This window comes from Dactylosporangium sp. CA-139114, from assembly GCF_050955725.1.
Classification (GTDB): Bacteria; Actinomycetota; Actinomycetes; order Mycobacteriales; family Micromonosporaceae; genus Dactylosporangium.
Genome location: NZ_CP192080.1, coordinates 490,511 through 514,451, shown reverse-complemented (window position 1 = coordinate 514,451; position 23,941 = coordinate 490,511). Strand labels below are relative to the sequence as shown.

General features: G+C 72.9%; 23 protein-coding genes. 8 read left to right on the top strand and 15 right to left on the bottom strand.

All coding sequences use genetic code 11. The annotated features are described in order from the left end of the window. Positions 1-226: 226 nt before the first annotated feature. The 4 genes from ACQP2P_RS02380 (at position 227) to ACQP2P_RS02365 (ending at position 1,824) form a co-directional block, all read left to right on the top strand. The gene (locus tag ACQP2P_RS02380) at positions 227-490 is read left to right on the top strand and encodes a hypothetical protein (RefSeq protein ID WP_433612824.1); all 264 of its coding nucleotides are present in this window, start codon (positions 227-229) and stop codon (positions 488-490) included. Positions 491-716: 226 nt separating this feature from the next. Further along, positions 717-1,085, top strand: a complete 369-nt coding sequence (locus tag ACQP2P_RS02375) for an ATP-binding protein (protein ID WP_433612822.1) — start codon at positions 717-719, stop codon at positions 1,083-1,085. Continuing rightward, the gene (locus tag ACQP2P_RS02370) at positions 1,082-1,405 is read left to right on the top strand and encodes an STAS domain-containing protein (protein ID WP_433612820.1); all 324 of its coding nucleotides are present in this window, start codon (positions 1,082-1,084) and stop codon (positions 1,403-1,405) included. The genes ACQP2P_RS02375 and ACQP2P_RS02370 overlap by 4 nt, the downstream gene beginning before the upstream one ends. Positions 1,406-1,542: 137 nt before the next feature. After that, positions 1,543-1,824 (top strand): hypothetical protein, encoded by a 282-nt coding sequence (locus tag ACQP2P_RS02365; RefSeq protein ID WP_433612818.1) that lies wholly within the window; start codon positions 1,543-1,545, stop codon positions 1,822-1,824. A gap of 278 nt (positions 1,825-2,102) precedes the next feature. Here the strand turns inward: ACQP2P_RS02365 and ACQP2P_RS02360 are convergent, their stop codons facing one another. Then, complete coding sequence (locus ACQP2P_RS02360; RefSeq protein WP_190251213.1) at positions 2,103-2,306, bottom strand: cold-shock protein; 204 nt, start codon at positions 2,304-2,306, stop codon at positions 2,103-2,105. A gap of 501 nt (positions 2,307-2,807) precedes the next feature. On the opposite strand from ACQP2P_RS02360, the gene ACQP2P_RS02355 reads away from it, so the two are divergent. Next, the gene (locus tag ACQP2P_RS02355; RefSeq protein ID WP_433612816.1) at positions 2,808-3,671 is read left to right on the top strand and encodes an RNA polymerase sigma factor SigF; all 864 of its coding nucleotides are present in this window, start codon (positions 2,808-2,810) and stop codon (positions 3,669-3,671) included. Positions 3,672-3,750: 79 nt separating this feature from the next. On the opposite strand, the gene ACQP2P_RS02350 is transcribed toward ACQP2P_RS02355, so the two are convergent. Continuing rightward, entirely contained in the window at positions 3,751-4,920 is a 1,170-nt protein-coding gene (locus ACQP2P_RS02350; RefSeq protein ID WP_433612814.1) for an LCP family protein, read from the bottom strand. Positions 4,921-5,055: 135 nt separating this feature from the next. Between ACQP2P_RS02350 and ACQP2P_RS02345 the strand changes: the two genes are divergently transcribed. The 3 genes from ACQP2P_RS02345 to ACQP2P_RS02335 all read left to right on the top strand — a co-directional run bounded on the left by ACQP2P_RS02345 (position 5,056) and on the right by ACQP2P_RS02335 (position 9,502). Further along, complete coding sequence (locus ACQP2P_RS02345; RefSeq protein ID WP_433612812.1) at positions 5,056-7,035, top strand: hypothetical protein; 1,980 nt, start codon at positions 5,056-5,058, stop codon at positions 7,033-7,035. Between the two features lie 113 nt (positions 7,036-7,148). Beyond that, a complete protein-coding gene (locus ACQP2P_RS02340; protein WP_433612810.1) occupies positions 7,149-8,030 on the top strand; it encodes a glycosyltransferase family 2 protein in 882 nt (293 codons plus the stop codon). After that, a complete protein-coding gene (locus tag ACQP2P_RS02335) occupies positions 8,030-9,502 on the top strand; it encodes a hypothetical protein (RefSeq protein WP_433612808.1) in 1,473 nt (490 codons plus the stop codon). The genes ACQP2P_RS02340 and ACQP2P_RS02335 overlap by 1 nt, the downstream gene beginning before the upstream one ends. Here the strand turns inward: ACQP2P_RS02335 and ACQP2P_RS02330 are convergent. Genes ACQP2P_RS02330 through ACQP2P_RS02270 form a run of 13 tightly spaced genes read right to left on the bottom strand, consistent with a single transcriptional unit; the run spans position 9,499 to position 23,937 of the window. Further along, positions 9,499-10,530, bottom strand: a complete 1,032-nt coding sequence (locus ACQP2P_RS02330) for a hypothetical protein (protein ID WP_433612806.1) — start codon at positions 10,528-10,530, stop codon at positions 9,499-9,501. The genes ACQP2P_RS02335 and ACQP2P_RS02330 overlap by 4 nt on opposite strands. Further along, positions 10,530-11,036, bottom strand: a complete 507-nt coding sequence (locus tag ACQP2P_RS02325) for a SigE family RNA polymerase sigma factor (protein ID WP_433612804.1) — start codon at positions 11,034-11,036, stop codon at positions 10,530-10,532. The genes ACQP2P_RS02330 and ACQP2P_RS02325 overlap by 1 nt, the downstream gene beginning before the upstream one ends. Before the next feature lie 52 nt (positions 11,037-11,088). Continuing rightward, complete coding sequence (locus tag ACQP2P_RS02320) at positions 11,089-12,900, bottom strand: ArnT family glycosyltransferase (protein WP_433612802.1); 1,812 nt, start codon at positions 12,898-12,900, stop codon at positions 11,089-11,091. A 31-nt stretch (positions 12,901-12,931) separates the two neighbouring features. Beyond that, positions 12,932-14,251 (bottom strand): nucleotide sugar dehydrogenase, encoded by a 1,320-nt coding sequence (locus ACQP2P_RS02315; protein ID WP_433612800.1) that lies wholly within the window; start codon positions 14,249-14,251, stop codon positions 12,932-12,934. A 19-nt stretch (positions 14,252-14,270) separates the two neighbouring features. After that, a complete protein-coding gene (locus tag ACQP2P_RS02310) occupies positions 14,271-14,960 on the bottom strand; it encodes a hypothetical protein (RefSeq protein WP_433612798.1) in 690 nt (229 codons plus the stop codon). Positions 14,961-15,018: 58 nt separating this feature from the next. Further along, positions 15,019-16,800 carry a DUF4012 domain-containing protein gene (locus ACQP2P_RS02305; RefSeq protein ID WP_433612796.1) on the bottom strand — a complete coding sequence of 594 codons (1,782 nt, stop codon included), beginning with the start codon at positions 16,798-16,800 and terminating at the stop codon, positions 15,019-15,021. Further along, positions 16,790-17,998: a glycosyltransferase gene (locus ACQP2P_RS02300; RefSeq protein WP_433612794.1), complete on the bottom strand. Its 1,209-nt coding sequence runs from the start codon at positions 17,996-17,998 to the stop codon at positions 16,790-16,792. Before ACQP2P_RS02300 ends, ACQP2P_RS02305 begins: the two co-directional genes overlap by 11 nt. Next, positions 17,983-19,224, bottom strand: coding sequence for an O-antigen polymerase (locus ACQP2P_RS02295; RefSeq protein ID WP_433612792.1), 1,242 nt, complete (start codon positions 19,222-19,224; stop codon positions 17,983-17,985). The genes ACQP2P_RS02300 and ACQP2P_RS02295 overlap by 16 nt, the downstream gene beginning before the upstream one ends. After that, a complete protein-coding gene (locus ACQP2P_RS02290; protein ID WP_433612790.1) occupies positions 19,214-20,479 on the bottom strand; it encodes a lipopolysaccharide biosynthesis protein in 1,266 nt (421 codons plus the stop codon). Before ACQP2P_RS02290 ends, ACQP2P_RS02295 begins: the two co-directional genes overlap by 11 nt. Continuing rightward, entirely contained in the window at positions 20,476-21,630 is a 1,155-nt protein-coding gene (locus ACQP2P_RS02285; RefSeq protein WP_433612788.1) for a glycosyltransferase, read from the bottom strand. Before ACQP2P_RS02285 ends, ACQP2P_RS02290 begins: the two co-directional genes overlap by 4 nt. Further along, on the bottom strand, positions 21,627-22,250 hold the full coding sequence (locus ACQP2P_RS02280; protein WP_433082542.1) for an acetyltransferase: 624 nt from the start codon (positions 22,248-22,250) through the stop codon (positions 21,627-21,629). The genes ACQP2P_RS02285 and ACQP2P_RS02280 overlap by 4 nt, the downstream gene beginning before the upstream one ends. Further along, positions 22,247-22,822, bottom strand: coding sequence for a sugar transferase (locus ACQP2P_RS02275; protein ID WP_433612785.1), 576 nt, complete (start codon positions 22,820-22,822; stop codon positions 22,247-22,249). The genes ACQP2P_RS02280 and ACQP2P_RS02275 overlap by 4 nt, the downstream gene beginning before the upstream one ends. After that, positions 22,819-23,937 (bottom strand): aminotransferase class I/II-fold pyridoxal phosphate-dependent enzyme, encoded by a 1,119-nt coding sequence (locus tag ACQP2P_RS02270; protein ID WP_433612783.1) that lies wholly within the window; start codon positions 23,935-23,937, stop codon positions 22,819-22,821. Before ACQP2P_RS02270 ends, ACQP2P_RS02275 begins: the two co-directional genes overlap by 4 nt. Positions 23,938-23,941 lie beyond the last annotated feature (4 nt).

Here is a 23,941-nt window from a genome sequence, read left to right as displayed (position 1 = left end):
GGCCGGCAACTGAGCGCCGCGCGCACGCGAGCCGGGGAGCACAGCGGCCAACTGGGCAAAGAGGCCAATTGGACACGGCCGGGCACGCCGGGCAACCGAGCGGGCACCGAACGCCGGAAGCACCCCCCACGCGCGCTACCGTCCGGCACCCGAACGGGTCCCGGCACGGCACCGAGCCGACGGTTTTCTGACTGGTGTCAGGGAGCACACCAACCGGGGGGTTGACATGAACACGACGTTTGACACGGTGCGGGCCGAGGCTCTGTTCGCGTCCGCCCTGCAGGCCTCGCAGGAGCCGACCCCGCTGCAGGTGCGCACCGCCGTGACGACGACGCTGCGCCGCTACGGCGTCAACGGCTGCGCGGCCCGGGTCGCCGGCGAGTTCGGCGAGTACCCCGAGACCGCCGCCCGCCGCATGTCCTGGGCCCTGGAGATGGTGCGCGAGGCCTACGAGCAGCTCGCCGCCCGCGAGTTCGCGTTCGCCGGCTGAGACTGAGCTGGCTGAAACTAAGCGGCTGAGACTGACCGGAGCCCCCGAAAGCCGGCTGAGCCACGAGAAGCCGACCAAAGCCGGCGCAGCACGACCCGATACCGGCCGGACCGCCAAGCGGCTATGAAGCATGCAGCTCAAGGCCGCAAGTCGAGAACCAAGACCTTGATCCAATTGCGACCAGACCGACGTTTCCTTGTTGAACGGCTGCGGTAACAGTTAGTTCGTGGACCTTCGCCTCACCGTGGACCTGCCTCGCGATCTTGATCGCATGAACACGCTCCGGCACATCCTGGACGGGGCGTTGAGCGGGCTCGGCGTGTCCGAACAGGCCCGGACAGACGTAGGCCTCATCGTCAGCGAAACCTGGGCGAACGTGATCGCTCATGTGCGCGTCGGTGTTGCCTTTCAGGTCCGCGCGACGGTCGACGAGGTCCAGTGTGTGATTGAAGTCACGCACCCCGGGGAGCAGGCCGCCGACACCGTCAACGCGCTCACCGCCTCCGGGCATTCCCTCAAGGTCGTCCGGAGCCTCGCCGACGCCGTCGACGTCGACCGCGACGGCCTGCTGATGAAGGTCACGAAGCTGCTATGACCGAGTTCGCCGCCCAGGCCACCCCCTCCCCGGACGGCACGGTCACCGTGACCGCCTCCGGCGAGCTCGACATGACCAGCGCCCCGCGCCTGATCAACGTGCTGCGGGACGCGATCCACCGCCACGGCCCGTCCCGGGTCGACCTCGATCTGACCGGCGTGACCTTCATGGACTCGACCGGCCTGCAGGTGCTCGTCGCGGCGAACACCGACGTCGGAGGCGGTCTGCGCATCACCGGCACGAGCCCGGCGGTGCACCGGCTCCTCCAGCTCACGGGCGTGCTCGAGGAATTCGGGCTGTCCGCCGAGCGTTCTAGTTGAAGGCAGGGTTCCCCGAGCTCCCGACGAGGAGGGCACAAGAGAGCCCGAACCATTTTGCAACCGAACAGTTCCCGACCCGGCACCTGGACAGGAGTTAGCTGGAGGTCAGCAGGGGAGACGTTCGGCAGGAGGTTGTGATGGAGTCCACGTTCGAAGCGGTCCGCGCCGAGGCGCTCTTCGCTTCCTCGCTGCAGATGTCCGAGTTCCCGGCGGACCCGGCCGTCCGCGCGGCGGTCACCAGCACCTTGCGCCGCATCGGCGCGAAGGGCTGCGCGGCCAACGTGGCGACGGAATTCGGTGACCACCCCGAGTGCGCCACCAACCGCATGGGCTGGGCCCTGCGGATGATCCGCCACGCGTACGCCGAATCCTGCACCCCCGAGGTCTTCGCCCGCCCGAAGAAGGCGGCCATGGCGTAGAGCCAAGGCGAAGAGCCCGAAGAAGCCGGCCAAGGCCAAGTGCCGCGCCAAGACGGCCAAGACGGCCAAGGCGAAGAGCCCGAAGAAGGCGGCCGGCGAGAAAGTCCGAAACGCCAAGAGCTGCGACATTCGTGAAACTCTCACGACCGCGAACCGCCGGCGAACCGGCAGTGAACCGTCAGCCATGAACTGCAAAGCCCCCGCCGAGTGTGCTCGGACGGGGGCTTGCTACTCCTTCGGCCGTGAAGCGGGTCTCGGCCTACGACTTGGGGTGTGTGTCAGACCGCGCGGATGTTGTCGGCCTGCGGCCCCTTCTGGCCCTGCGTGATCTCGAACTCGACCTTCTGACCCTCGGTCAGCTCGCGGTAGCCGGTGGCCTGGATCGCCGAGTAGTGCGCGAACACATCGGGTCCACCGTTGTCCTGCGAGATGAAGCCGTAGCCCTTCTCCGAGTTGAACCACTTCACCGTGCCTGATGCCACGTGTAACTCCTTAGCGACGCCGCCCCGATCCGCACCTCACGGATCAAATTGAAACAGGCACACGCCACGGATGAGACGGTAGCTTGCGCGCTGCAAAAACGCAGCCCCGGTATCGGCATGCGGACCAGATCGACTGTCAAACCGAAATGCACATCCGGCACTTCTGGATACTCAGCGTATTGCACTACTCGACAGTCAGTGATAGAGCGACCAACTTCAACGCCTGACACTCGCGCATGGCGCGACGATCTAGTACAGTCGGGTCAGCTCATCTCGGCCGAACGGACAGTTCGGCGGTGGGGTGCCGTCCAGCAGCGGCGGCGTGACCCCCGGTGGGCGACGCAGGTCTTGCACCGGCGCTCAAGAAACGGGTGCCGAGTAGCGATTCCCGACCGGCGTGGCGGCGTATGCCTTTCTTCCTTCCCGGGCGCAGCACGAGTCTGCGCACAGGCAGCCGACCACGGAAACCGCCGGTCAAGCACCAGAAGGGCCACCAACCCCATGACCACCATCTCCGTCGATCGTGCCATCGACCGCGCCCTCGCCGAGGCCCGTCCCAGCACGCAGGCCGCCGGCGGCGCCGACAACGCCACGAGCACCCGCGCCACCGACGCGCAGGCCCGCGCACTGCTGTCGCTGATGGCCGACCTTCCGGCCGGCGCCGACCGCGACCGCGTCCGGGCCCGGCTCATCGAGCTCTACATCCCGCTCGCCGAATACCTCGCCCGCCGCTTCCGCAACCGCGGCGAGCAGTTCGACGACCTCGTCCAGGTCGCCAACCTCGGGCTGATCAAGTCCGTGGACGGCTACGACCCGTCCCGCGGGGCGGCGTTCACCAGCTACGCGATCCCGATGATCGTCGGCGAGCTCAAGCGGCACTTCCGCGACAAGGGCTGGGACGTGCGCGTCCCGCGCCGGCTGCAGGAGCTGCGCCTGGAGATCAGCAAGGTCTCCGGCGACCTCGCCCAGGACCTCGGCCGCTCGCCGACCGTCGCCGACCTCGCCAACCGGCTCGGGGTCAGCGAGGAGGAGATCATCGAGGGCCTCGACTGCGGGCAGGCGTACCGCGCGCTCTCCCTCGACGCCCCGGCGGGCGAGGGCAGCGACCCGGGCGCGGCCGGCCTCGGCGACATGCTCGGCTCCGAGGACCCGGACATGCAGAACGTGGAGAACCGCGAGGCCCTGCGTCCGCTGCTGGCGAAGCTGCCGGAGCGCGAGCAGAAGATCATCGCGATGCGCTTCCACGGCAACCTGACCCAGTCGCAGATCGCGGCCGAGCTCGGCATCTCCCAGATGCACGTGTCCCGGCTGCTGGCCGCGGCCCTGCGCACGCTGCGCACCGAGCTCAGCGCCGTCGCGGAATAGAGCCGATAGGGGGGATGGAGAGCGGGTGCCCGTCGGGGGGAAATCGACGGGCACCCGCTGCAACTCCATGTCGCCGCGGCTATGAGGAACCGACGATCCCCTGGTGGCTCTGCACGAACTCGGGGACCGTCCTGGAGCGCACGGCCGCCAGCAGGTCGAGCGTGGTCTGATCCAGCGCCTCGGCGCCCGGGTTCTCGCTGGACTGGTGGAACCCGCCGTTGTTCGTCTTGAGCGTCAGCAGCCGGTCGCCGTCGATCCCGCGCATCGCGAAGATCCAGTCGTCCAGGCCGAAGGGGCCGGTGTCGATCGTCATCGCGCGGCCCACGACCTCGAGGACCTTGTTGAGCTTGCCCGGGTTGCCGAGCACCTCCTTGCTGGCGATCTTCTTCAGCAGCGCCTTGATGAACTGCTGCTGGTGGCGCTGCCGGTCGTAGTCGCTGTTGGGCAGCGTCTCGCGCTGGCGCACGAAGTCCAGCGCCTGCCAGGCGTCGAGGTGCTGGTACCCGACCTCGTACACCACCGGCGTCACGCCCTTGATCGGGATCAGCTGGGTGCCGCCGCCCGGCGCGTCGCGCTGCTCGAACGGCGTCTTGGTGTTGCCCTGCGCGTCGTGGCCGATGTGGACCGAGACCGTGCGCTGGTCGACGTACATGTCGACGCCCTCCAGCACCTTGACCACGTCCTGGAATCCGACGAAGTCGACGATCGCGGCCGCGTCGAACGTCACGCCCCAGTTCTGCTTGATGGTCGAGGCGAGCAGCGTGGTGCCGTGCTTGCGCTGGTCCTTGCCGGTCAGCCCGTAGCCGCCCTCGGCGAAAGCGCCGTTGATCTTGTCCTTGCCACCCTTGTAGACGCGTTTGCCGTTGTCGTACCGCGGAATCGAGACCCACGTGTCGCGCGGAATCGAAATCAGGAACGCCATGTCGTGCGAGGCGGGAATGTGCAGGATCAGGATCGAATCGGAGCGGATCGCATCGGTCGGATTCTGGTTCGGCCGCGGGTCGATGCCGATGAGCAGCAGATTCTTCGCGCCGCTGATGGACGCGTGCCGCCCCTGGTTCTCCACCGGCAGCAGGTCCTCGTTGTGCACGCTGCGTGTCGCGAACCCGAACACGGTGTCCTTGACCACGAACGTGCCGCCCGCGACGATCATCATGAGGGCGCCGGCGATGACCAGCGTGCGGGCCCAGACCGGATCCCGCCGACGTTTCTTGCGTTTCTTCGGACGCACCGCGCCGGGCGAAGCCAAGACACCTCCATCACCATCAGTCACTGAGATGACGCCGGAACCGACGGTACCGGTGCGACGCGATATCGTCACCTCCCAGCGGCCGACGCGAATCGACTGACGGGCCAGTAACGGAGCGTGTTTGTGGTGACGGTGATGCGGCCCGAAACCGAGCGGGCGCCGGCGCGGACCAGCCCGAAGACGGTTGCGCTCGCCCTCGTCCTCGCCTGGGTCGTCCCCCTGGCCGCCCACCCGCTGCGCCTCGACGCGCTGCTGCCGCTGCTCGCACTCGCCGGCACGATTGCCGTCCAGCGGGGCGCGACCGGGCTCATCGACCGGTTCGTGCTCGCCTGCGCCCAGCTCTTCGGCGCCGCGTGCGTCTTCGGCCTCGGGCTGACCCTCTGGCCCGGGCACCTGCACCCGACGCTGGTCGCGGGCGTCGCCTTCACCGTGCTCGTGATCATCGCGGCCGTCACCGGCCGCCTGCAGCGCCCGGGCCGGGCCCGCCTCGACGGGTTGCTCGCGCTCGCCGTGGCCGGGGTCAGCGCGGTGTCGCTCATCCCGTACGCCGCGCGCGACCTCGGCGGCCGCCTGGGCCTGCCGCTGGCGGGCGAGGACATCGCCCGGCACTACCTGATCTACGACGTGATCGGGCGCAACGGGGGGTACCTCTTCCTGCGCCCGGAGGCCCTGCGCCCCTTCGTGCCGGACGAGGAGCTCACCGGCATCGCGAACTACCCCCAGGGCCTGCACTTCGCGTACGCGGTGCTGTTCAAGTTCATCTCCTCGACCACCGGGCGCACCTCGGCCGCGGCGAGCGCCGACGCCATGGTGTGGCTGCTCGTCGGCACCTTCCTGCTGCTGGCGCTGGCCGTGCTGTGGGCCGTGCGCCGGCTGGCCGGCCCGGGCACCACGAACGCGCGGCTGCTGCCCGTCCTGCTCGTCGCGGCCGCCTGGCTGGTGCTGGGCGACCCGGTGACCGTGCTGTCCCGGGGGTACCCGAACGAACTGGCCGGCCTCGCCTGCAGCGCGGTGCTGACGGCGATCGTGGTCCGGCCCCTGCACCGCCTCGGCGAGCAGACCGTGACCGTGGCCCTGCTGCTGGTCGGCATCTCGTTCAGCTACCCGCTGTTCCTGCCCTTCGGCGGCCTGGCCGCGCTGTGGTGGATCCGGCGGGCCCGGCTGTGGCGGTTCTGGTGGGGCTGGCTGACCGCGGCGCTGGTCGCGCTCGTGAGCGCGATCGGCCCGCTGACGGCGATGGCCGCCTCCAGCGGCACGCAGCTGCTGCTCAACGGCACGGCCCGGGTGGTGGACCGGCCGGCCACGGCGGCGCTGACCGGGCTCGCGGTCCTCGCCGTGCTCGTGCGCCGGGGACTACGCGCGCCGAGCCACCGGGCCGCCCTGTTCTGCGTCGCGGTGGCGTTCACGCTGGCCGCCGGGCTGGGGCTGTACCAGACCGCCACGATCGGCCGCCCGGTGTACTACTTCGACAAGCTGCTGCACCTGCTGATCGTGGTCTGCCTGTGCGCGCTCGGCGGCCTGGTCCGGTTCCTTCCCGGCCTGTCGGTCGCGGCGCGCGTGGCCGTGGCCCTGCCCGTCGTCGCCGCGCTGGCCGTCGCGGGCGGCGAGTGGCACGCCGAGCCCGTCGCGCCCGGCGTGAAGCTCGCGCTCGGCAAGGACCGCGGCTCCCCCGAGGCCGCCCGCGACGCCCTGCTCATGGCCCGCATGTTCCCCGACGGCGGCGGCGCGGTGAACGTCGATCTCATGGGCAGCCCGTGGCGCAACTGGTCCGCGACGCTGGGCGCGGCGGCGCTGCAGCATCAGTACCGCTACTTCCCGGCCTGGTCCGGGCTGCTGTACCCGGGATCGGCCGGGAAGGCGAGCACGATGGACGATCTGGACCGGCTGGTGGCCCAGAGCCCGGTGCCCGTGCGCTTCTTCGTGCACGACCCGGCGGCGAGCCTGCTCGTTGTCGATGCGCAGCGCCCGCATCGGCCGAACGTGAAGCCTGGTCAGCCGCTCCCGGTGGCGTTCGGCGACCCGGCCGCGCCGACCAATGTCGCGGCGGCCCGTGCGCTGGCTGCGAAATATCCGACGAAAGTGCAGGTCGTGTACGCTACGCCAGCGAACCCATAGGACTCCGTGTGGTGGCGCAGCACCGCAACCGAGACGGATTGGTCATCGTGCAAAGACCCGAGGTCAGCGTCGTTATCCCCACGCGCAACCGGCCTGAGCTGGTGGTGCGTGCCGTGCGCAGTGCGCTGGCCCAGACCCTCACCGACATCGAGATCGTGGTCGTCGTCGACGGCCCGGACCCGGCGACGATCGCGGCGCTGGAGGCGGTCGGCGACGATCGCATCCGCCCGGTCGAGCTGCCCGAGTCCGGGGGCGCGCCGAACGCGCGCAACCGCGGCGTGGACAACGCCCGGGCCGACTGGGTCGCGTTCCTCGACGACGACGACGAGTGGCTGCCGGAGAAGCTCGCCACGCAGCTGGAGCGCGCCCGCGCCTCGGGTGTGGCCCAGCCCATCGTGGGTAGCCGGCTCTACATGCGCACGCCACGGGCCGAGCTGATCATGCCCCGCCGGGTGCCGGCGCCGGGCGAGCCGATCAGCGAGTATCTGGCGGTGCGCCACGGCCTGTTCCACGGCGACGGCTTCATCCAGACCTCGACGATCCTGGCCCCGGCGGCGCTGCTGCGCAAGGTGCCGTTCGCCGACGGGCTGCGACGGCTGCAGGAGCTGGACTGGACCCTGCGCAGCCTGCAGGAGGACGGCGTGGATCTGATCTACGCCGAGGAGCCGCTCGTCATCTGGTACGCCGACGAGAACCGCCCCCGCATCAGCTTCGACGCCCCGTGGAAGCAGTCGCTGGAGTGGCTGCGCCAGACCCGCCCGCGCGTGACCCCGCGCGCCTACGCCGCGCTGGCGATGAGCGTCGTCGGCTCGATGGCCGCGGCCAGCCGCAGCCCGCGGGTCTTCTTCGACCTGCTGCACGAGGCGCGCAAGCACGGCAAGCCGAGCTTCACCGACTACGTCACCTTCCTGCAGGTCTGGCTGGTGCCGGCCGGGCCGCGCCGGGTGGTGCGCGACTTCTTCCTGAGCCGCCGACGAGCAGGAACCAACGCCTGATGATCACCGCCAGGGGACGTGCGGCCTTCGCCGTGGTTGCCGTCGTCGTCGCGCTCCTCGCGGGCGCGCTGGAGTTCACCCGGACCGACTCGATCGGTCAGTCGGCGGCGGCGTTCGCGGGCGGCCTGCTCGCGATGGCCGTGGCCGGCATCGCCCTGAGCCTGCCCGGGATCACGCGGCAGGGGCTGCTGCTCGGCGGGCTCTTCGTGCTCGCGGGCATCCTCACCTGGACGGCGACGAAGCGCCCCGGCATCATCTGGGCCGTCCTCGCGGTCGAGGTGGTCGTCTTCGCGGTGTGGGCGTGGCCGTGGCTGCGCTCGCTGCGCTCCCTGTCGCGGCTCGGCACCGCATGGCTCGGGCTGGCGTACTGGTTCCTCGGCATCGTCGGCGCCGTTCTCGTGGCGCAGTGGAAGGTGGCGGGGCAGCGGGTCGCCTACGCCGGCGTCTTCACCCTCGCCGTGCTCGCGCTCATCGCCCTGAACACCGCCGCCAAGCGCCGCGGCGGCGCGCATGGCAAGGACCTCTCGGTCGGCATGGCCGCCGCGATCCTGCTCGGCATCGCCGCGCTGCTGCTCGTCGGCTCCGGCAGCCTCTTCGACAAGGTCCACGCCATCCCCGACAACGCCTCGGCGAAGATGATGACGGACCGCTTCTGGGGCGGGCCGGGCCTGTTCTACCACCCGAACTCGCTGGCCGGGCTGATGGCCGTGGCCGGCATCCGGATCGGCTTCGACCGCGCGATGGCGTGGTGGCAGCGGCTCGGCGTGGCCGCGCTGGCCGCGTTCGTGCTGTCGATCTGCGAGTCCCGCACCGGCTTCGTCTTCGCCGCCGCGGCCGCGGTCGTGCACCTCGGCGTGGCTCTGTGGAAGCGCCACGAGCACGCCGAGGGCCTCGACCGGCGGTGGCCCGCGCTGGCCGTCCCGTTCGCGGTGATCGCGATCGTGCTGACGCTCGGCGGCGGCTACCAGTGGGTGCTCAAGGACCGCTTCGCCGACAACCCGGGTGACGTGACCAGCGGCCGCACCGACACCTGGCGCCAGGTCTGGGTGGACTGGAAGCACGCCGGGTGGGCCGAGAAGACCTTCGGCGACGCGCGGACCTCCCGGGCCGTGGTCAAGCGCCTCGACGACGGCAACCCGATCGAGGGCCCGCGGCGCCAGCTCAACACCGACAACGCCGCCGTGGGCGCCTTCCGCCGCGGCGGCGTCCTGGGCGCGGTCGCCTTCCTGCTCGGCCTCGCCCTGCTGCTCTGGCACGCGATCCGCCGCCGCCCGGACGGGTCGCTCCCGGCCGCCTGGTTCACCGTCGGCGCCCTGGCGGTGGTCCCGACCATCGCGACCGAGGACTGGCTCATCGGCGGCACGAACGGCGCCATCTGGCTCCTGCTCGCCGCGGGCGAGGCGCGGACGCTGCTGCGCCGCGACGAGCCGGCCGAACTGGCCCCGGAGCCTCAGCCCGCGCCCGCCGTCTAGGCCGGCGGGCCGAGGACGAACGGCGGGGCGAGGTCCGGGTCCTGCACGGGCCACTCGGACACCCGGTTGCCGTCCGGGCGCAGCACCGCCACCGCGTTGCCCACGGGGGCCAGCAGCGTGTTGTCGTCGACCCACACGGCCTCGGTACTCGTGCTGAACGTCTCGGACCGGCCGGTCGTCAGGTCGACGCGCCGGTACTGCCCGGTGCCCCGGTCGCTCGGGGCGACCAGGTAGCGGCCGTCCGGCGAGAAGGCGTACGCGCTCGCCGCGGTCCACACCCGGGCCGGGACCGAGCGGGTCGGGGCGCCCGTCGCGGCGTCGAAGAACTGCAGGCCTCCGGGCAGGTCCCCGGCCTCGCCGAGGGAGCGGTCGGCGACGGTCATGTAGACCTCCCGGCCGTCGCGGGTGAACGCGAGCTCGCACTGGCTGCAGTCGTACTTCGTGTGGTCGAACGCGTGCCGGGTCGCCTGGCCGGTGCGGGCGTCGAAGATCGCGAAGCCGGACTCGCCGGTGTCCTTCACGAGGTAGGCGGAGACCAGGCGGTCGCCGGTCGGGGACCAGCGGATCAGGCCGCCGACGAGGTCGGCGGCCCCGAGCTGCGCCGGCTGGTCGCCGTTGACGTCGACGACCACCGGCGGGTCGGCCGGGTCGTCCTGGCGCAGCGCGCGGTAGCCGGCCGGGGCCACCACCGGCGGCCGCGAACCGGACCCCAGCTGGACGTAGGCGCCCTGGGCGTTGAGGGCCTGGCGACCCGCGCCCATCAGCCGCCAGCCGCCGGGCAAGGCGTGCACGGGCCCCGCGGAGGCGACGGCCGGGGGATGCGCACGCCGGTCGGTGTCGTGGCGCAGCGCGAACGGCAGCAGGATCCCGACCACGGCCGCGAGCGCGCCCGCACCGGCGGCGACGCGCCGGCGGCGGCGGATGCGCCGGCCGCGGGCCATGGCGACGCCGGCGAAGTCGGCGGGAAGGGGGTGCAGGCCGCCGGTCATCTCCTCGACGGTCTCGTGCAACGCGCGGTCGAATCGCATCAGGACCGTCCTCCCACCAGGTCGCCGGACCAGTCCAGCTGCGGCACCAGCTCGCGCAGTTTGGTCAACGCGCGCGCGGACTGGCTGGCCACCGTGCCGGGGCGGCAGGACAGCACCGCGGCGGTCTCCTCGACGGTCAGGTCCTCGAAGTACCGCAGGATGACGACGGCCCGCTGACGCGGCGGCAGCCGTCTGAGGGCGTCGCGCAGCAGCAGCCGCAGCGCGGTGTCGGACTGCATGACCGGCGCCCCGGCCGGCTCCGGGGGCTCGGCGACGATCACCTCGCGGCGGCGGCGCGGGCTGCGCCAGGCCGAGACGAAGTCGTTGTAGATCATGCGGCGCAGGTACGGCTCCGGCTCCTCGATCCGGTGCCAGCGCGCGAACGCCTTGGCCAGCGCCGACTGGACGAGATCCTCGGCCGCGTGCCGGTCGCCGGTCAGCGCGTAGGCGGTCCTGAGCAGCGCGTGGGCGCGCTCGGCCACGAACGCCGAGAACTCTTCCTCCACCGCGGGCACCTCCCTCGCGCACTACACGCGTGGGGGGCCCGAGACCTTTGCATCAGCGGGGACGAATGGCGTAGGTCACCGCGCCCCGGGTCTGCGGGTTCCAGCTCGCCGGGATGTGGAAGCCGCAGCCGTTGGGCGGGTCCACGCAGACGACCGCGTCGACGGACTCGATCGGCGGGGGCGGCAGGTCCGGCTGCAGCGACTGCAGCGACACCAGGTCGTCGCCCTTGAGCAGGATCCACCAGGGGTACTCCCAGGTGTTGTAGCCCTGGAGGATGCCGACGTGCCGGGCCCCCGAGGCGTTGACCGCGTCCGCCGCCCACCGGTAGTCGCGGCCCCAGTCCGGGCGGCGGATGAACCGCTCGTCCATCGTGTCGGTGGTGAACACCGAGCCGGACCCGACCAGCCGCCGCGGCCACCCGACGGTCGCGGCCGCGGCCCCGGCCAGGGCGCCGACCACGAGCAGCCCGGCCATGAGGCGGGCCACCGCTCGGCGGCGGTACACCAGCAGCGGCTCGATCCAGAGCGCGGCCAGGGGCGTGCCCAGCAGGATCAGGAAGACGATGAGCCGGTTGCCCCACGGCTGCCACTTGACCAGCACGACGTAGGCGAGCATGGCCAGCCAGAAGAGGGACGCGTAGACCCGCGCCGGGCCGCGCCGCCACAGCAGGACGGCCGCGCCGATCAGGATCAGGGCGCCCTGCACCGGCAGGGAGACCCGGTCCTCGTCGGGGGGCCATGAGGTGTACGGGTAGGTCGCGCCCCAGTACGTGATGTCGCGCGCGTCCGGGTCGACGCCGATCGCGTGGGCCAGGCCCCGGATCGCGTCCGCGCCCACGGGCCCGGCCGGCGTCTGCAGGGCCGTCTCGGCGATCCGCAGCGCGTTGATCAGCACCGAGGCGGGGTCGTGGCGCTGCATGGAGATCGACTCGCGCAGGTGGCCCGGGCCGAGCGGGTTGCTGTACGTCGTCTCGACGCGCCACAGGTACGGACCGGCGACGAGCGCCATCATGGCCACGACGATGGCGGTGCCGGCCCCGGCCCGCAGCCACTCGCGGCGGCGCACCTGCTCGGCGAACCACCACACGAGCAGGGGACCCGCGGCGAGCAGGCCGGTCGCCTTGGTGAGCAGGGTCAGGCCCGCGGCCGCGCCGAGCAGGACCACCGCCGGCCAGGGGGTCGCGCGCCCGCGCTCGTCGAGCACCAGGGTCGCGACCGCGCCGACCCAGAGGGCCACGACCAGGTCGGTCTGGGTGCTGGTCGCCTCGAGCACGACGATCGGGGTCGTGCCGAAGATCAGCGCGGCGACGAGCTGGGCCCGGCGGTTGCCGCCGAGCTGGGCGGCGATCCGGGACGCGATCAGCGCGCCGGACACGCCCGCCGCGAGCTGGACGAGGTTGTAGAGCGCGTCGCCGCCGGTGAGCAGGCGCAGGTGCAGCAGGATGTACTCCGCGCCGGGCGCCATGGCGAGCTGCCGGTCGATGATCGTGGGGTAGAACTCCACCCCGCCCTGGGCCACCCAGTGCTCGATCTTGGGCAGGTGGTAGGTCTGCGAGTCGAAGTTGTTCGGCGGCGCCATCAGCGCGATGACGAGATCGGCCAGGAACAGCCCGCCGAGCGCGACCGCGACCACGCGCTCGAGCCGGTCGGCGCCTCCCCAGAAGTCCCGCAACTTCGGGTGGAACCCGGCGAGGCGGTGCCGCCCGAGCCGGCCGACGGCCAGGGCGGCGACCGCCCACAGCGCGATGACCACGGGCCGGTTCAGCCAGCCGAGCGCCGAGAGGAGCTCGACCAGCACGACCGCCGCGGTGCCGAAGACGACGCCGGCGCGAATGAGCAGGAGTCGGGTCGGCGCAACGGGCACCGGCGCAGGCTACCGAACTTTCCTGAGAGCACTACAACCGCTCGACGACGCGGCCCCGGCAGCGGTTGCGGGTGTCGAAGATGTACTGCGCGTGCTCCTCGACGAGCGAGTAGTCGAAGTCGTCGTGGTCGGTGAGCAGCACCACCGCGTCCGCGGCCATCACCTCGACCGGGGTGAGATCGACCAGCGTCACCCCGCCGAGGCTGCCCACGTCGCGGGGCAGGGCGTGCGGCTCGACCGCGCGCACGTCGGCGCCCAGGTCCACGAGCAGCTCCGCGACCGCCCGGGCCGGGGACTCGCGCAGGTCGCCGACGTTGCTCTTGTACGCCAGCCCCAGCAGGAGGATCCGGCTGCCGTTGACGGGTTTGCAGCGGGTGTTGAGCCCGGCGGCGATCCGCTGCACCACGTAGCGGGGCATGCCCTCGTTGACGTCGTTGGCCAGCTCGATGAACCGGAACCGCTGCCCGACCTCCCGCTTCACCTGCCACGACAGGTACGAGGGATCGATCGGCAGGCAGTGCCCGCCGACGCCGGGGCCGGGGTCGAAGGCCATGAAGCCGAAGGGCTTGGTCGCGGCCGCCTCGATGGCCTCGCGCACGTCGACGCCGAGCTGGTTGGCGACGATCGCGAGCTCGTTGACCAGCGCGATGTTGATGTGCCGGAACGTGTTCTCGAAGAGCTTCGTGAGCTCGGCGGTGCGCGGGGCCGACACCGGTACCGTGCGATCCACGAACCGCTCGTAGAACGCCTTGGTGGCCGCGAGCGAGCTCTCGTCGATGCCGGAGACGAGCTTCGGCGTGTTCTCCAGGTGCCACGTCGGGTTGCCCGGGTCGATGCGCTCGGGGCTGTAGCCGAGGTGGAAGTCGTCGGGGGTGCGCAGCCCGCTGGCGTGCTCCAGCAGCGGCCGCAGCACCTGCTCGGTGGTGCCCGGATACGTGGTCGACTCGAGGATCACCGTGCAGCCGGGGCGCAGGTACGGCGCGATCTGCAGCGCCGCGTGCTCGATGTGGCTGATGTCGGGCACCCCGTCGGTGAGCGGGGTGGGCACGGTGATCGCGCAGGTGTCGAAGCCGGCCGCGTCCGCGTAGTCGTCGGTCGGGCGGTAGCGCCCGGTCTCCAGCGCCCGGGCGAGGCGCTCGTCGGAGATGTCCTCGACGAACGAGAGCCCGGCGCCGAGCGACTTGATGCGGTCCGTGTCGACGTCGAGCCCGACGACGTCGTCGCCCGCCTCGACGGCGCGGATGGCCAGCGGCAGGCCGACGTACCCCTGCCCGATGATGACGACTTTGCCCATGATCATCCTATCCGGGAAGCACTCGGCCCGCCGGGCGAGCAACACCCGACGGGCCATGGAGGCACTGCAGAAAGCGTCAGTTCGTGCGGCGGCGGCGCAGCGAGATCCAGCCGCTGCCCACCAGCGCGGTGAGCCCGAGGATGCCCGGGATCAGGTCCGCACCGTAGGTCTTGTGCTGCTGCGGGGCGGCGAGGGTGGTCTCGTTCGCCTGGAGCTTGAACGGCGACCAGCCGCTGCGGAACGGCCCGTAGAAGCCGACCGGGCGGTCGTGGCCGTCCCAGTGCCCGCGCACGCGGCTGGAGGCCAGCGGCGTGCCGTCGAAGATGTCGTCCGGCCAGCCGCCCCAGTTGAAGTGCTGGAGGTCCTTGACGCGCACGGTGGCCTTGAGCGTCTTGTGCGACTTCTTGCCGGTCACCTTGATGACCGCGTATCCGGGCGCCTCGAATCGGATGCGGGCCGAGAAGCGGCCCTCGTCGTCCGCGCGGCGGTCGCCGTTGATGAGGACGTCGCAGGGCTCCCCGTCGGCGTTGCGGTAGTGCACGTTGATGCCGATCGGCTCGCCGGCCATGAAGCTGCGCCCCTGGAGCCGGACCGCGTCACCGACGGAGATCGACGCGGCGCTCACCCGGATCTGCGGCGCGGGCGCCGGGTACGAAGCCTCCGGGGCGGCCTGGGCGCTGGTCGGCGCGCCGAGCACGGCCGCCGCGACGACGGCACCGGCAAGGCCGGCCAGTGTTGACAGCGACGTTCTTGTTCGGGCTCGCATGACTCTCCCTTTCCTCTCCCCGGGAATTACGGTAAACCCGCATTAGGTGTGAACCGGACTATTTCTCGCAACTCGGGCCAGGTTGCAACCGAGTCGTCCACGGCGAGACGCCCGGCGTCGTGATGAGCCGCGGCTCCACGGCCCCCTTCGTCCCCGTCGGACCCGAGACCAGATCCACGACGAGGGTGCTCTTCGCCCCGGGCGCGAGGTCCACGGCCAGCACTGCGACCTCGCGGCCCTTCTCGTAGCCGGTGCCGAAGTCGACCTCGGCGCCGTCCTGCTTCGCCGCGATGGGCGAGCCGCCGCTCGGGGCGTAGACGAGCACGTTGGTGCGCAGGACGCCCTCCCCGGCCAGGCCGAGGCCGAGCACGCTGCGCGGCAGGCCGCTGCCGGGCGCGGTGGAGCCGAGCTCGACGGTCAGCCGCAGCGGGCGGGTGCCGTCGTCGAGGCAGCGACCGGCCTCCAGCGTGACCGAGTGGGTCAGGTAGTAGCCGAGCTTCGCGCCGGTGCCGTCGTTGAGGAACACGCCCACCGTGGGGTGTTCGCCGTCGTCGGCCGGCAGGGTGCCCGCGAACGGGGTCCGGGCGATCTCGGCCTGCTCCTCGGGGTGCGCGCTCCAGGCCAGCAGCCGCCGCTCGTCCGTCGCCCGGGTCAGGGCCTGCACGACGCTCCGGCTCATCGGCACGCCGGCCATGAGCTTGTCGAGCACCGCCTTGGCCGCCCCGGCGAAGAAGGCGTCCTGGTCCGGCTCGGCGGCTATCTTGAGGTACACGTCGGACAGCAGCTGCCGCACCGCCGTCGCCCCGGTCAGCTGCGCGCCGCCGGGCAGGTTCACCGGGCCGGTCGCGCCGAGCAGGTAGGCCAGCGCCACCGGGTCCGTGGCGAGCACACCGTCGACGGCGCGGCCGGAGCGCCGGCGGTACATCTCCCGGATCAGCGCGGCCGCGGTCGGGAAGTCGGGGGTCAGGTTCACGTCGGCCGGGTAGGTGCCGAGCCGGTTGGTGAACAGGTCCTCCTGGTCGGGGTCGAGCGGCAGCACCGGCGCGTCGAAGTCGCGCAGCGTCTTGGCCGCGGTGCCCTGCTCCACGAGGGAGATCCGGCCGTGGTCGGTCTGCACGACGGCGAAGGCGCCGGGCATGCCGCCGGTGGCGCGGGCCTCGGCGAGGTTCTGGAACAGCACGAGGTAGGTCCGCGGCCCGTCGGCCCCGAGCAGCGCCGGCAGCAGCTTGGCGGCCTGGGCGGCCGGGTCGAGCATCGGCACGACGCGGTCCAGGCCCGCGTCGACCTGGTGCAGCGCGGTGCGCACCCGGGCGTCGAGGCCGTCGCGGTCGAGCCCGGCGAGCCGGTGCCGGGCGGCCCTGGCGACGACGGCCGCCTCGGCGATCCGCGGCGCGGTGCCCGCCACCGACTTGAGCCGGGTGGCGTCGCCGTCCATGGCGGCGCTCATGCCGTCGGCGGCGTCCAGCAGCGGCGGCAGCACCTCCCGGGCGAGCGCGTCGATCGCGTCGGCGACCGCCCCCACCGCGGTGAGGTCGTCCCCGGCCACGGGCAGGCGGCTGCCCAGCCACCAGCTCGGGCCGTGCGCGTCGGCCCGGGCCGCGCCGGTCTGCCGTTGCAGATCCGCCGTGGTGCGCCGGGCCGCGGCCAGATCCCCGGCGCGCAGCTGCGCCTCGAGGTCCCCGACCAGCGTCGCGGCCCGCCGCAGATGCCCGGCCGCGTCCGCGCCCACCGTCGCCAGGCGCAGCCCGAACCCGGCGAGCACCACCAGCACGACCACGGCCGCGGCGACGATGCGCCTTCTCCGGGTCCGCAGCAGGCGCTTGAGCTGTTCAATCGGCACCGCTGACCACCTCCTCGACTCGATCGGGGGCGGTGAGGACACGCAGGGCGCGGTAGAAGTCCGCGCGCCGTCGTTCGAGGGTCTCGGCGGCGTAGGCGCGGGCCCGGCCGAGGTTGCGGGCCGAGGCGGCGGCCATCGCGGCGGGGTCGGCCGCGAGCGCGGTGATCGCGCGGGCCAGCGCCACCGGGTCCCCGGGCGGGACCAGGCGGGCGCCGCTGAGCAGCTCGGGCACGCCGCCGACGGCGGAGGCGACGGCGGGCAGGCCGCGGGCCATCGCCTCGATCAGGGCCCGGGGCAGGCCCTCGGTGCGCGAGGGGAGCACGAAGAGGTCGGCGTCGTCGAGGAACAGGCGCACGGGCGCGCCGGGCGGGACGGCCCCGGCGAAGGAGACCCGGCCGCCGAGCCGGCGCTCGCGCACCAGCCGCTCCAGGTCGGCCCGGCACCGGCCGTCGCCGACGTGCACCAGGCTCGCCTCGATGCCGGAGGCGGCCAGCAGCGGCAGCGCCTCGATGAGCGTGTCGATCCCCTTGTACGGCTGCTCCAGCGAGCCGACGGTGACCAGCCGCAGCGCGACGCGCGCCGAGCCGGTGTCCCGCCGGGGCGCCTCGGCGAACGCGGCCTGCTCCAGCTGGATGCTCGAGTAGGCGGCGGTGACGGCGCCGGGCGCGGCCGGGTAGCGGGCCTGCAGCGCGCGCTCGGTGACGTAGGCGACCGCGGACGCGGCCCGGCACTGGGCGCGCAGGCGGCGCGTGAACCACCAGCGCAGCAGCGGCCGCAGCGGGTGCCGGGAGGCGCCGGGGGCGAAGACGTCGTGCGGGTCGCCGACGACCTCGAGCCCGAAGGGCGCCGCCCGCAGGCGCTTGCGCAGCAGCGTGCCGATCGCCGAGGGCACCCGCAGCAGCACGGCGTCGCCGGGCGCCACGGCGTCGCGCAGCGCACGCCTGATGCGCGGCAGCCGCAGCAGGTAGCGCCCCGGGCCGACGTAGTGCGGGAGCGGGTGCACCTCGACCCCGTTGCCGTCGACGCGCCGGGCCTCGGGCGGGTGGCCGGGGCGCTCCTCGCAGCGGGCCACCACCCGCACCTCGCCGAAGACGGCCCGGTACCGCTGCCAGAAGTCGTTGGGCGCGCCCGTCGTGGACCAGACGGCGCCGTCCGGGGTGCGCAGATACCGCTGCTCGGTCGTCACGACGAGACGCATGCGGGCTCCTCATCGTCGTGCGCCGCATCATGGGCACGAGCCGAGTCATGGGCACGAGCCGAAACCATCCGGATCACGCCGAAGAAGAGCGCGCCGTAGACGACCGTCTTGAGCAGCGACTGGCTCTCGCCGCGGAAGCCGTACATCCAGGCGACCGTGAACAGGATGCTGGCGTAGGCGTAGACCGGCGCGCGGTCCACGCGGTTGACGAGCCAGCGGTGCACGGCGGTGAGCAGCGTGAAGAGCACCGGGATGCCGGCCAGCCCGAAGTTCGCGTACGCCTCCCCGGTGAGCGAGAACCCGTAGCCGGAGTCGCTGCCGGGCGCGTACCGGTCCACGAGCCACTGCGCGAGCGGGGTCTGGCGCTGGCCCGGGATCAGGTTCACCAGCGCGTGCAGGTAGCTGGCGCCGTGCATGTAGGGCTCCGTCGACGGCACGTGCCCCATCACCCAGGTGTCGACGAACAGCACCGAGCCCTGGTTGAGGATCGCGCTCGCGTCCGAGCCGCCCGGCGAGGCGCTCCCCCGCAGCGCGAAGATGGCGGTCGCGCCGAGCAGCAGCCCCGCGCCCCACAGCACCGAGCGCGGCACCAGGCGCTCGGTGCGCACCAGCTCCCGGTGCAGGACCAGGGCGAAGAGCACGAAGACGAAGTCGCGCTCGCCGGTGGCCAGGCAGTAGGCGATGTAGGCGCCCAGGTTGACCCGGTAGGCGAACCGGCCGGTCGAGCTCTCCTGCGCGACGAAGTACAGAGCGCAGGCGCACATCTCCAGCAGCAGGTAGTCGTAGTGCAACGGGCCGGCGACGGCGATGCGCTCCAGCTTGTTGCCGGCCAGGAACGCGGGGCCGCCCCAGGCCAGGACCCCGAGCGCGTAGAGCGCCAGCAGCGCCAGCACCGCGGGCACGAGCGGCATGCGCCGGCCGGTCTCCAGCTGCTGGATGGGGTCGCGGATGTCGCGGCGCTGGCGCAGCAGCAGCCCGGCCGCGGCGACCCCGGCGAAGGCGAGCAGGAGCCCGAGCGCGGCCCGGCCGATGAGCAGCGTGTTCGTGCCGAAGTAGATGGCGCCGCCGAGCAGGTGGCTCACCACCGGGCCGAAGCCGAAGAGCAGGAAGTACGCGGCGAGGTAGGGCAGCATGTCCCGCCGGCCCCCCGCGAACAGCAGCACCGGCACGACCAGGGCGGCGAGCCCGGCCGACCACCAGGGCTGCGCCGCGAGGTCAAAGGGCACGCCGCAGCACCTCCCACTTCAGCGCGCAGTGCACGAGCGCGGCGACCGCGGTGGCCCACGCCGCCCCGAGCACCCCGTAGCGGGGCACCAGCAGCAGCGCGCCCAGCCCGGCGGCGAGGAGCACGGCCGCGTTCACGGCGAGCTGGCCGGTGAAGCGGCGGGCGGCGGAGAGGCCGGCGTCGAGCACGAAGCAGAGACCGCCGAGCACGGTGGCCAGGGTCAGCACCGTCAGCACCCGGCCGCCCTGACCGGATGCGCCGGCGTACTGCTCGCCGTACAGCCGCCGCAGGATCTCGGAGCCGAAGAGCCACGCGGCCCACACGCCCAGCCCGCCGGCCACCCCGACGCCGAGCAGCGACTGCCACAGCAGGCCGCGGAAGCCGGCCGGGGTGCCGTGGACGCGCAGCTCGGTCAGGCGGGGCAGCAGGGTCTGGGCGATCGCGGAGAAGAACACGTTGCCGGTGAGCACGAGGTACCCGGCCGCGGCGAACACGCCGAGCGCGGTGGCGCCGAGGCGGTGCTCGAGGGCGTACCGCGGCACGTTGACGGTCAGCGAGGAGAGCCCGGAGGCCAGGCCCAGCGGCAGCGCGGTCCACAGCAGCTCGGCGACCCCGCCCGCGGCGCGGTGGGTGTGCTGCCGGACCCGCGGGTCCGGGCGGTTGCGGAAGCGGCCCGCGAACGGCGCGCAGCACATGAGCCAGGTCAGCGCGGACGCGGCCGCGGAGCCGGCGGCGGCCCACGCGATGCTGCTGGTGCCCCAGAGCAGGGCCGCGACCAGCGCGACGGTCAGGCCGCCGTTGACGAGCTGGGCCGCCGCGATGCTGCGCTGGTCGTGGTGGCGCTGGAGCAGGCCCAGGTAGATGTCGCCGATGCCGTCGAAGGCCTTGGCCGCACCCACCAGGAGTACGACCGCCGGGGACAGGCCGAAGGCGATCACGATCGCCGAGATCACGCCCATGGCCACGCCCATGCCGACCAGCCGGACGCTCAGGTAGCGGCGGAACGGGTGCTCGCCGTTGGGGTCCGTCACCAGGACCGTGCGCAGCGACAGGTTGGCCAGCAGCACGACCGGCGCCCCGATCGCGAGACCCAGCGCGTAGTCTCCGACCATGGCGGGCGTGCCCAGGCGGGCGACCACCACGAGCACGAACCACTGACACAGCGCGTAGCCGCCGTTGCCGGCCATGCTCCAGGCCAGGTTGCCCGTGAAGGACGGCCGCCGGACGGGGCTGGTGCGGTGCCTGGTCGTCGTCATCGCGCGGCGTTCTCCAGGACGTCCGCGACCGCGCGGGCGGCGGGGCGCTGGGCGAACAGGCGCTCGGCCCGCTCCCGGGCCAGCTCGCCGCGGCGGGCCAGGGTGCCGGCGCGGAAGTCGGCGTACGCCTCCCGCAGCGCGCCCAGCAGCGCCTCGGGGTCGTCGCGGGGCACCACCCAGCCCGACGCCGGATCGACGGTCTCCGGCAGCGCGCCGGCGTCGGAGACGATGCTCGGCACCCCCATGGCGGCGGCCTCGACCGCGGCGCCGTGGTTCTCCGACAGCGACGGGCTCACGCTGAGGTCCGCGGCCGCGTAGCAGTCGCGCACGTCGAGGACGGACTCGTGCCAGTCGATGCTCGGGTCGCCCGCGACGTCGAAGCGGGCCAGCAGCTCGCGCCGGTGCGCCGCGCCGGCCGCGTCGAAGCCGCCGCCGAGCAGCACCAGCCGCGCGTCCGGGCGGTCCCGCGCGAACGCCTTCCAGGCGGTCAGGAGCACGTCGTGGCCCTTCACCCCGCGCCCGGGGCGGATCAGGCGCTTCGGGGCGTAGACGTAGGCGACCATGCCCACCACGAACGTGTCGTCGCCGGCGCCGAGGGCCTCGCGGGACGCGGCCCGGTAGGCGGGCGAGGGCGGGGTGAACTCGTCGGTGTCGACGCCGTACGGGATCGCCGGGGTGCGCTCCTCGGCCAGGCCGATCCCGCGGTACAGGCGGGCGATGTGCTCGCTGCCGCCGATGACCACGTCGTCGAGCCGGCACAGGAAGCGCTCCACCGACCGGATCAGCGGCGACTCCAGGAACAGTGGGCCGGGGACCATGTGCACCTTGGCCGCACCGAGGCCGAGGGCGGCCAGGCGGCAGGCCAGCGCGGAGGCGTACAGGTGGTAGTGCAGCACGTCGGGGTCGATCCCGCGCAGCTGGCGGCGCAGCCCGAGCAGGCCGTTCAGGGTGGCGGGTGACGGGCGGAAGCGGAAGTCGAACGCGGACTGCACCACGTCGACGCCCCGGTCGTGCAGCGCCTTGCGCAGCCGCCCCTCGTGCCCCGGCGGCAGCACCGCGACCACCTCGTGGCCGCGCTCGCGCAGCTCGTCGACGTGCGGCAGGGTCCAGCGCCCGCCCTCGTCCGTCTTGAGGACCAGAGCCACCTTCATGTCGCGGGTACCCCCTTGACGGTCGTCTTCGCGTCGACGTCCCGGGTCACGCAGGCCCCGGCGCCGACGGTCGCGTCCGCGCCCACCCGCAGCCCCTGCAGCACGCACGCGGTGGTGCCGATGAGCACCCCGGGGCCGATGTGGCAGTCGCCGGAGATCGCCGCGAGCGGATTGACCTGGACGAAGTCCTCCAGCACCGAGTCGTGCCCGACGGTGCAGTTCTGGTTGAGGTGCACGTGGCGGCCGACGGTGACGTTGGTGGTCACCCGGGCGCCCGCGAACGCCACGAACCCCTCGCCGAGCACCGCGTCGGCGCCGATCGTCGCCGCCGGGTGCACCAGGGTCGCCGCGGCCAGCCCGTGCAGGCGCAGGTCGTCGTCGATGCGGGCGCGGATGCGCGGGTCGCCGATGCCGATGACGTAGCCGATCGAGGGCCGCTCGTCGCTGAGCCGGGAGCTGGGGCCCAGGAACGGCACCCCGAGCGCGGCGATGCGGTCGAGGTTGCGCTGGCTCGGCCCGTCGTCGACGAAGCCGCGCACGGGCATCCCGGCCGCCCGGGCGATCATGAGCAGCTCCCGCCCGTGCCCGCCGCAGCCGACGATGACCAGACCGTTCTTCATCGCGGGAGACCTTCGAACTCGTGGGCGGTGGCCGCCCCCTGCGCGGTGATGCCGTCGCGGCGCAGCACCGTGCGCACGGTCTCGGCGAGGATGCGCAGGTCCAGCCCGAGCGACCGGTTGCGCACGTATTCGAGGTCGTAGGCGAACTTCTGCTCCCAGCTCAGCGCGTTGCGCCCGCGCACCTGGGCCAGGCCGGTGATCCCGGGGCGCACGTCGTGGCGGCGAAGCTGCTCGGCGGAGTAGCGCTCGAGGTACGCCATCGGCAGCGGCCGCGGCCCGACCAGGCTCATGTCCCCGCGCAGCACGTTCCACAAGGTCGGCAGCTCGTCGAGGCTGGACGCGCGCAGGAACCGCCCGGCCGCCGTGAGCCGCTCGGCGTCCGGGCCCGCCCCCTCCCGCATCGAGCGGAACTTGACCAGCGTGAACGGCTCGCCGTGGCGCCCGGCCCGCTCCTGGCGGAACAGCACCGGACCGCCCAGGGTGGCGCGGACGAACAGCGCGGTGGCCGCGATGACCGGGGCCAGCACGAGCGCGGCGGCCGCGGCGGCGAGCAGGTCGAGCGGGCGCCTCATCGCGCGTCCAGGAAGTCGCCGATCGCGTCGAAGACCCGCCGCTGGGCGTCGTCGCGCATCCCGGAGCCGCTGGGCAGGTTGAGGCCGGTGGCGAAGAGCCGGTCGGCGACGCCGGTGAGGGCGGCCCGGTGGCCGCGGAACACCGGCTGGGCGTGCATCGGCTTCCACACCGGCCGCGTCTCGATGTCGCGGGCGGCCAGCCACGCGCCGAGGTCGGCGGCGGACCAGCCGGCCCGCTCGGGCTCGACGATCAGGGTGGTGAGCCAGCAGTTCGCGTTGGGGTCGTGCTCACCCAGCAGGCGGGTGCCGTCCGTTGCCGCGAAGATCTTGGCGTACCGCTCCCGCAGTGCCCTGCGCCGCCCGATCATCTCGTCCAGGCGGGACAGCTGGGCCCGGCCGAGCGCGGCGAGCAGGTTCGACAGGCGGTAGTTGTAGCCGATGTCGCGGTGCTCGTAGTGCGCGACGGGCTCGCGGGCCTGGGTGGCCAGGTGCCGGCAGCGGGCCGCGAGGTCCTTGTCGCCGGTGACGACCATGCCGCCGCCCGAGCTCGTGATGATCTTGTTGCCGTTGAACGACAGCGCGGCCGCGCGGCCGAAGGAGCCCGCCGGCCGCCCGTCCCGGCTCGCCCCGAGCGCCTCCGCGGCGTCCTCGATCACGGGCACCCCGAGGTCGGTCAGCGACGCGTACTCCGCGACCGAGCCGAACAGGTCCACCGGCACGATCGCGCTCACGATCCGCCCCTCGCGCCGCAGCTCGGCGACGGTGGCCGCGGTGAGATCGGGGTCGAGGTTGCCGTCGCCGGGCAGGCTGTCCACGAAGACCGGCTCGGCACCGGTGTAGACGACCGCGTTGGCCGTGGCCGCGAACGTCAGCGTCGGCACGATCACCGCGTCGCCCGGCCCGACGCCGATCGCGAGCAGGGCCAGGTGCAGGGCCGCGGTGCCCGAGCTGACCCCGACGGCGTACGCGGTGCCGCACCGGCGGGCGATCTCGGCCTCGAAAGCGTCGAGATCCGGGCCGACGGGCGCGACCCACCCGGACCTCAGCGCGTTGACCAGATAGCGCTCCTCGACCCCCGAGACGTCGGGCGCCGAGAGAAAGATCCGCGTGTTCACCACA

Excerpts from the sequence above, each read along its gene's own strand:
- ACQP2P_RS02380 (WP_433612824.1), top strand. The coding sequence starts at position 227 with ATGAACACGACGTTTGACACGGTGCGGGCCGAGGCTCTGTTCGCGTCC.
- ACQP2P_RS02370 (WP_433612820.1), top strand. The coding sequence starts at position 1,082 with ATGACCGAGTTCGCCGCCCAGGCCACCCCCTCCCCGGACGGCACGGTC.
- ACQP2P_RS02365 (WP_433612818.1), top strand. The coding sequence starts at position 1,543 with ATGGAGTCCACGTTCGAAGCGGTCCGCGCCGAGGCGCTCTTCGCTTCC.
- ACQP2P_RS02355 (WP_433612816.1), top strand. The coding sequence starts at position 2,808 with ATGACCACCATCTCCGTCGATCGTGCCATCGACCGCGCCCTCGCCGAG.
- ACQP2P_RS02345 (WP_433612812.1), top strand. The coding sequence starts at position 5,056 with ATGCGGCCCGAAACCGAGCGGGCGCCGGCGCGGACCAGCCCGAAGACG.
- ACQP2P_RS02335 (WP_433612808.1), top strand. The coding sequence starts at position 8,030 with ATGATCACCGCCAGGGGACGTGCGGCCTTCGCCGTGGTTGCCGTCGTC.
- ACQP2P_RS02330 (WP_433612806.1), bottom strand. The coding sequence starts at position 10,530 with ATGCGATTCGACCGCGCGTTGCACGAGACCGTCGAGGAGATGACCGGC.
- ACQP2P_RS02315 (WP_433612800.1), bottom strand. The coding sequence starts at position 14,251 with ATGGCCCGTCGGGTGTTGCTCGCCCGGCGGGCCGAGTGCTTCCCGGAT.
- ACQP2P_RS02310 (WP_433612798.1), bottom strand. The coding sequence starts at position 14,960 with ATGCGAGCCCGAACAAGAACGTCGCTGTCAACACTGGCCGGCCTTGCC.
- ACQP2P_RS02300 (WP_433612794.1), bottom strand. The coding sequence starts at position 17,998 with ATGCGTCTCGTCGTGACGACCGAGCAGCGGTATCTGCGCACCCCGGAC.
- ACQP2P_RS02290 (WP_433612790.1), bottom strand. The coding sequence starts at position 20,479 with ATGACGACGACCAGGCACCGCACCAGCCCCGTCCGGCGGCCGTCCTTC.
- ACQP2P_RS02285 (WP_433612788.1), bottom strand. The coding sequence starts at position 21,630 with ATGAAGGTGGCTCTGGTCCTCAAGACGGACGAGGGCGGGCGCTGGACC.
- ACQP2P_RS02280 (WP_433082542.1), bottom strand. The coding sequence starts at position 22,250 with ATGAAGAACGGTCTGGTCATCGTCGGCTGCGGCGGGCACGGGCGGGAG.
- ACQP2P_RS02275 (WP_433612785.1), bottom strand. The coding sequence starts at position 22,822 with ATGAGGCGCCCGCTCGACCTGCTCGCCGCCGCGGCCGCCGCGCTCGTG.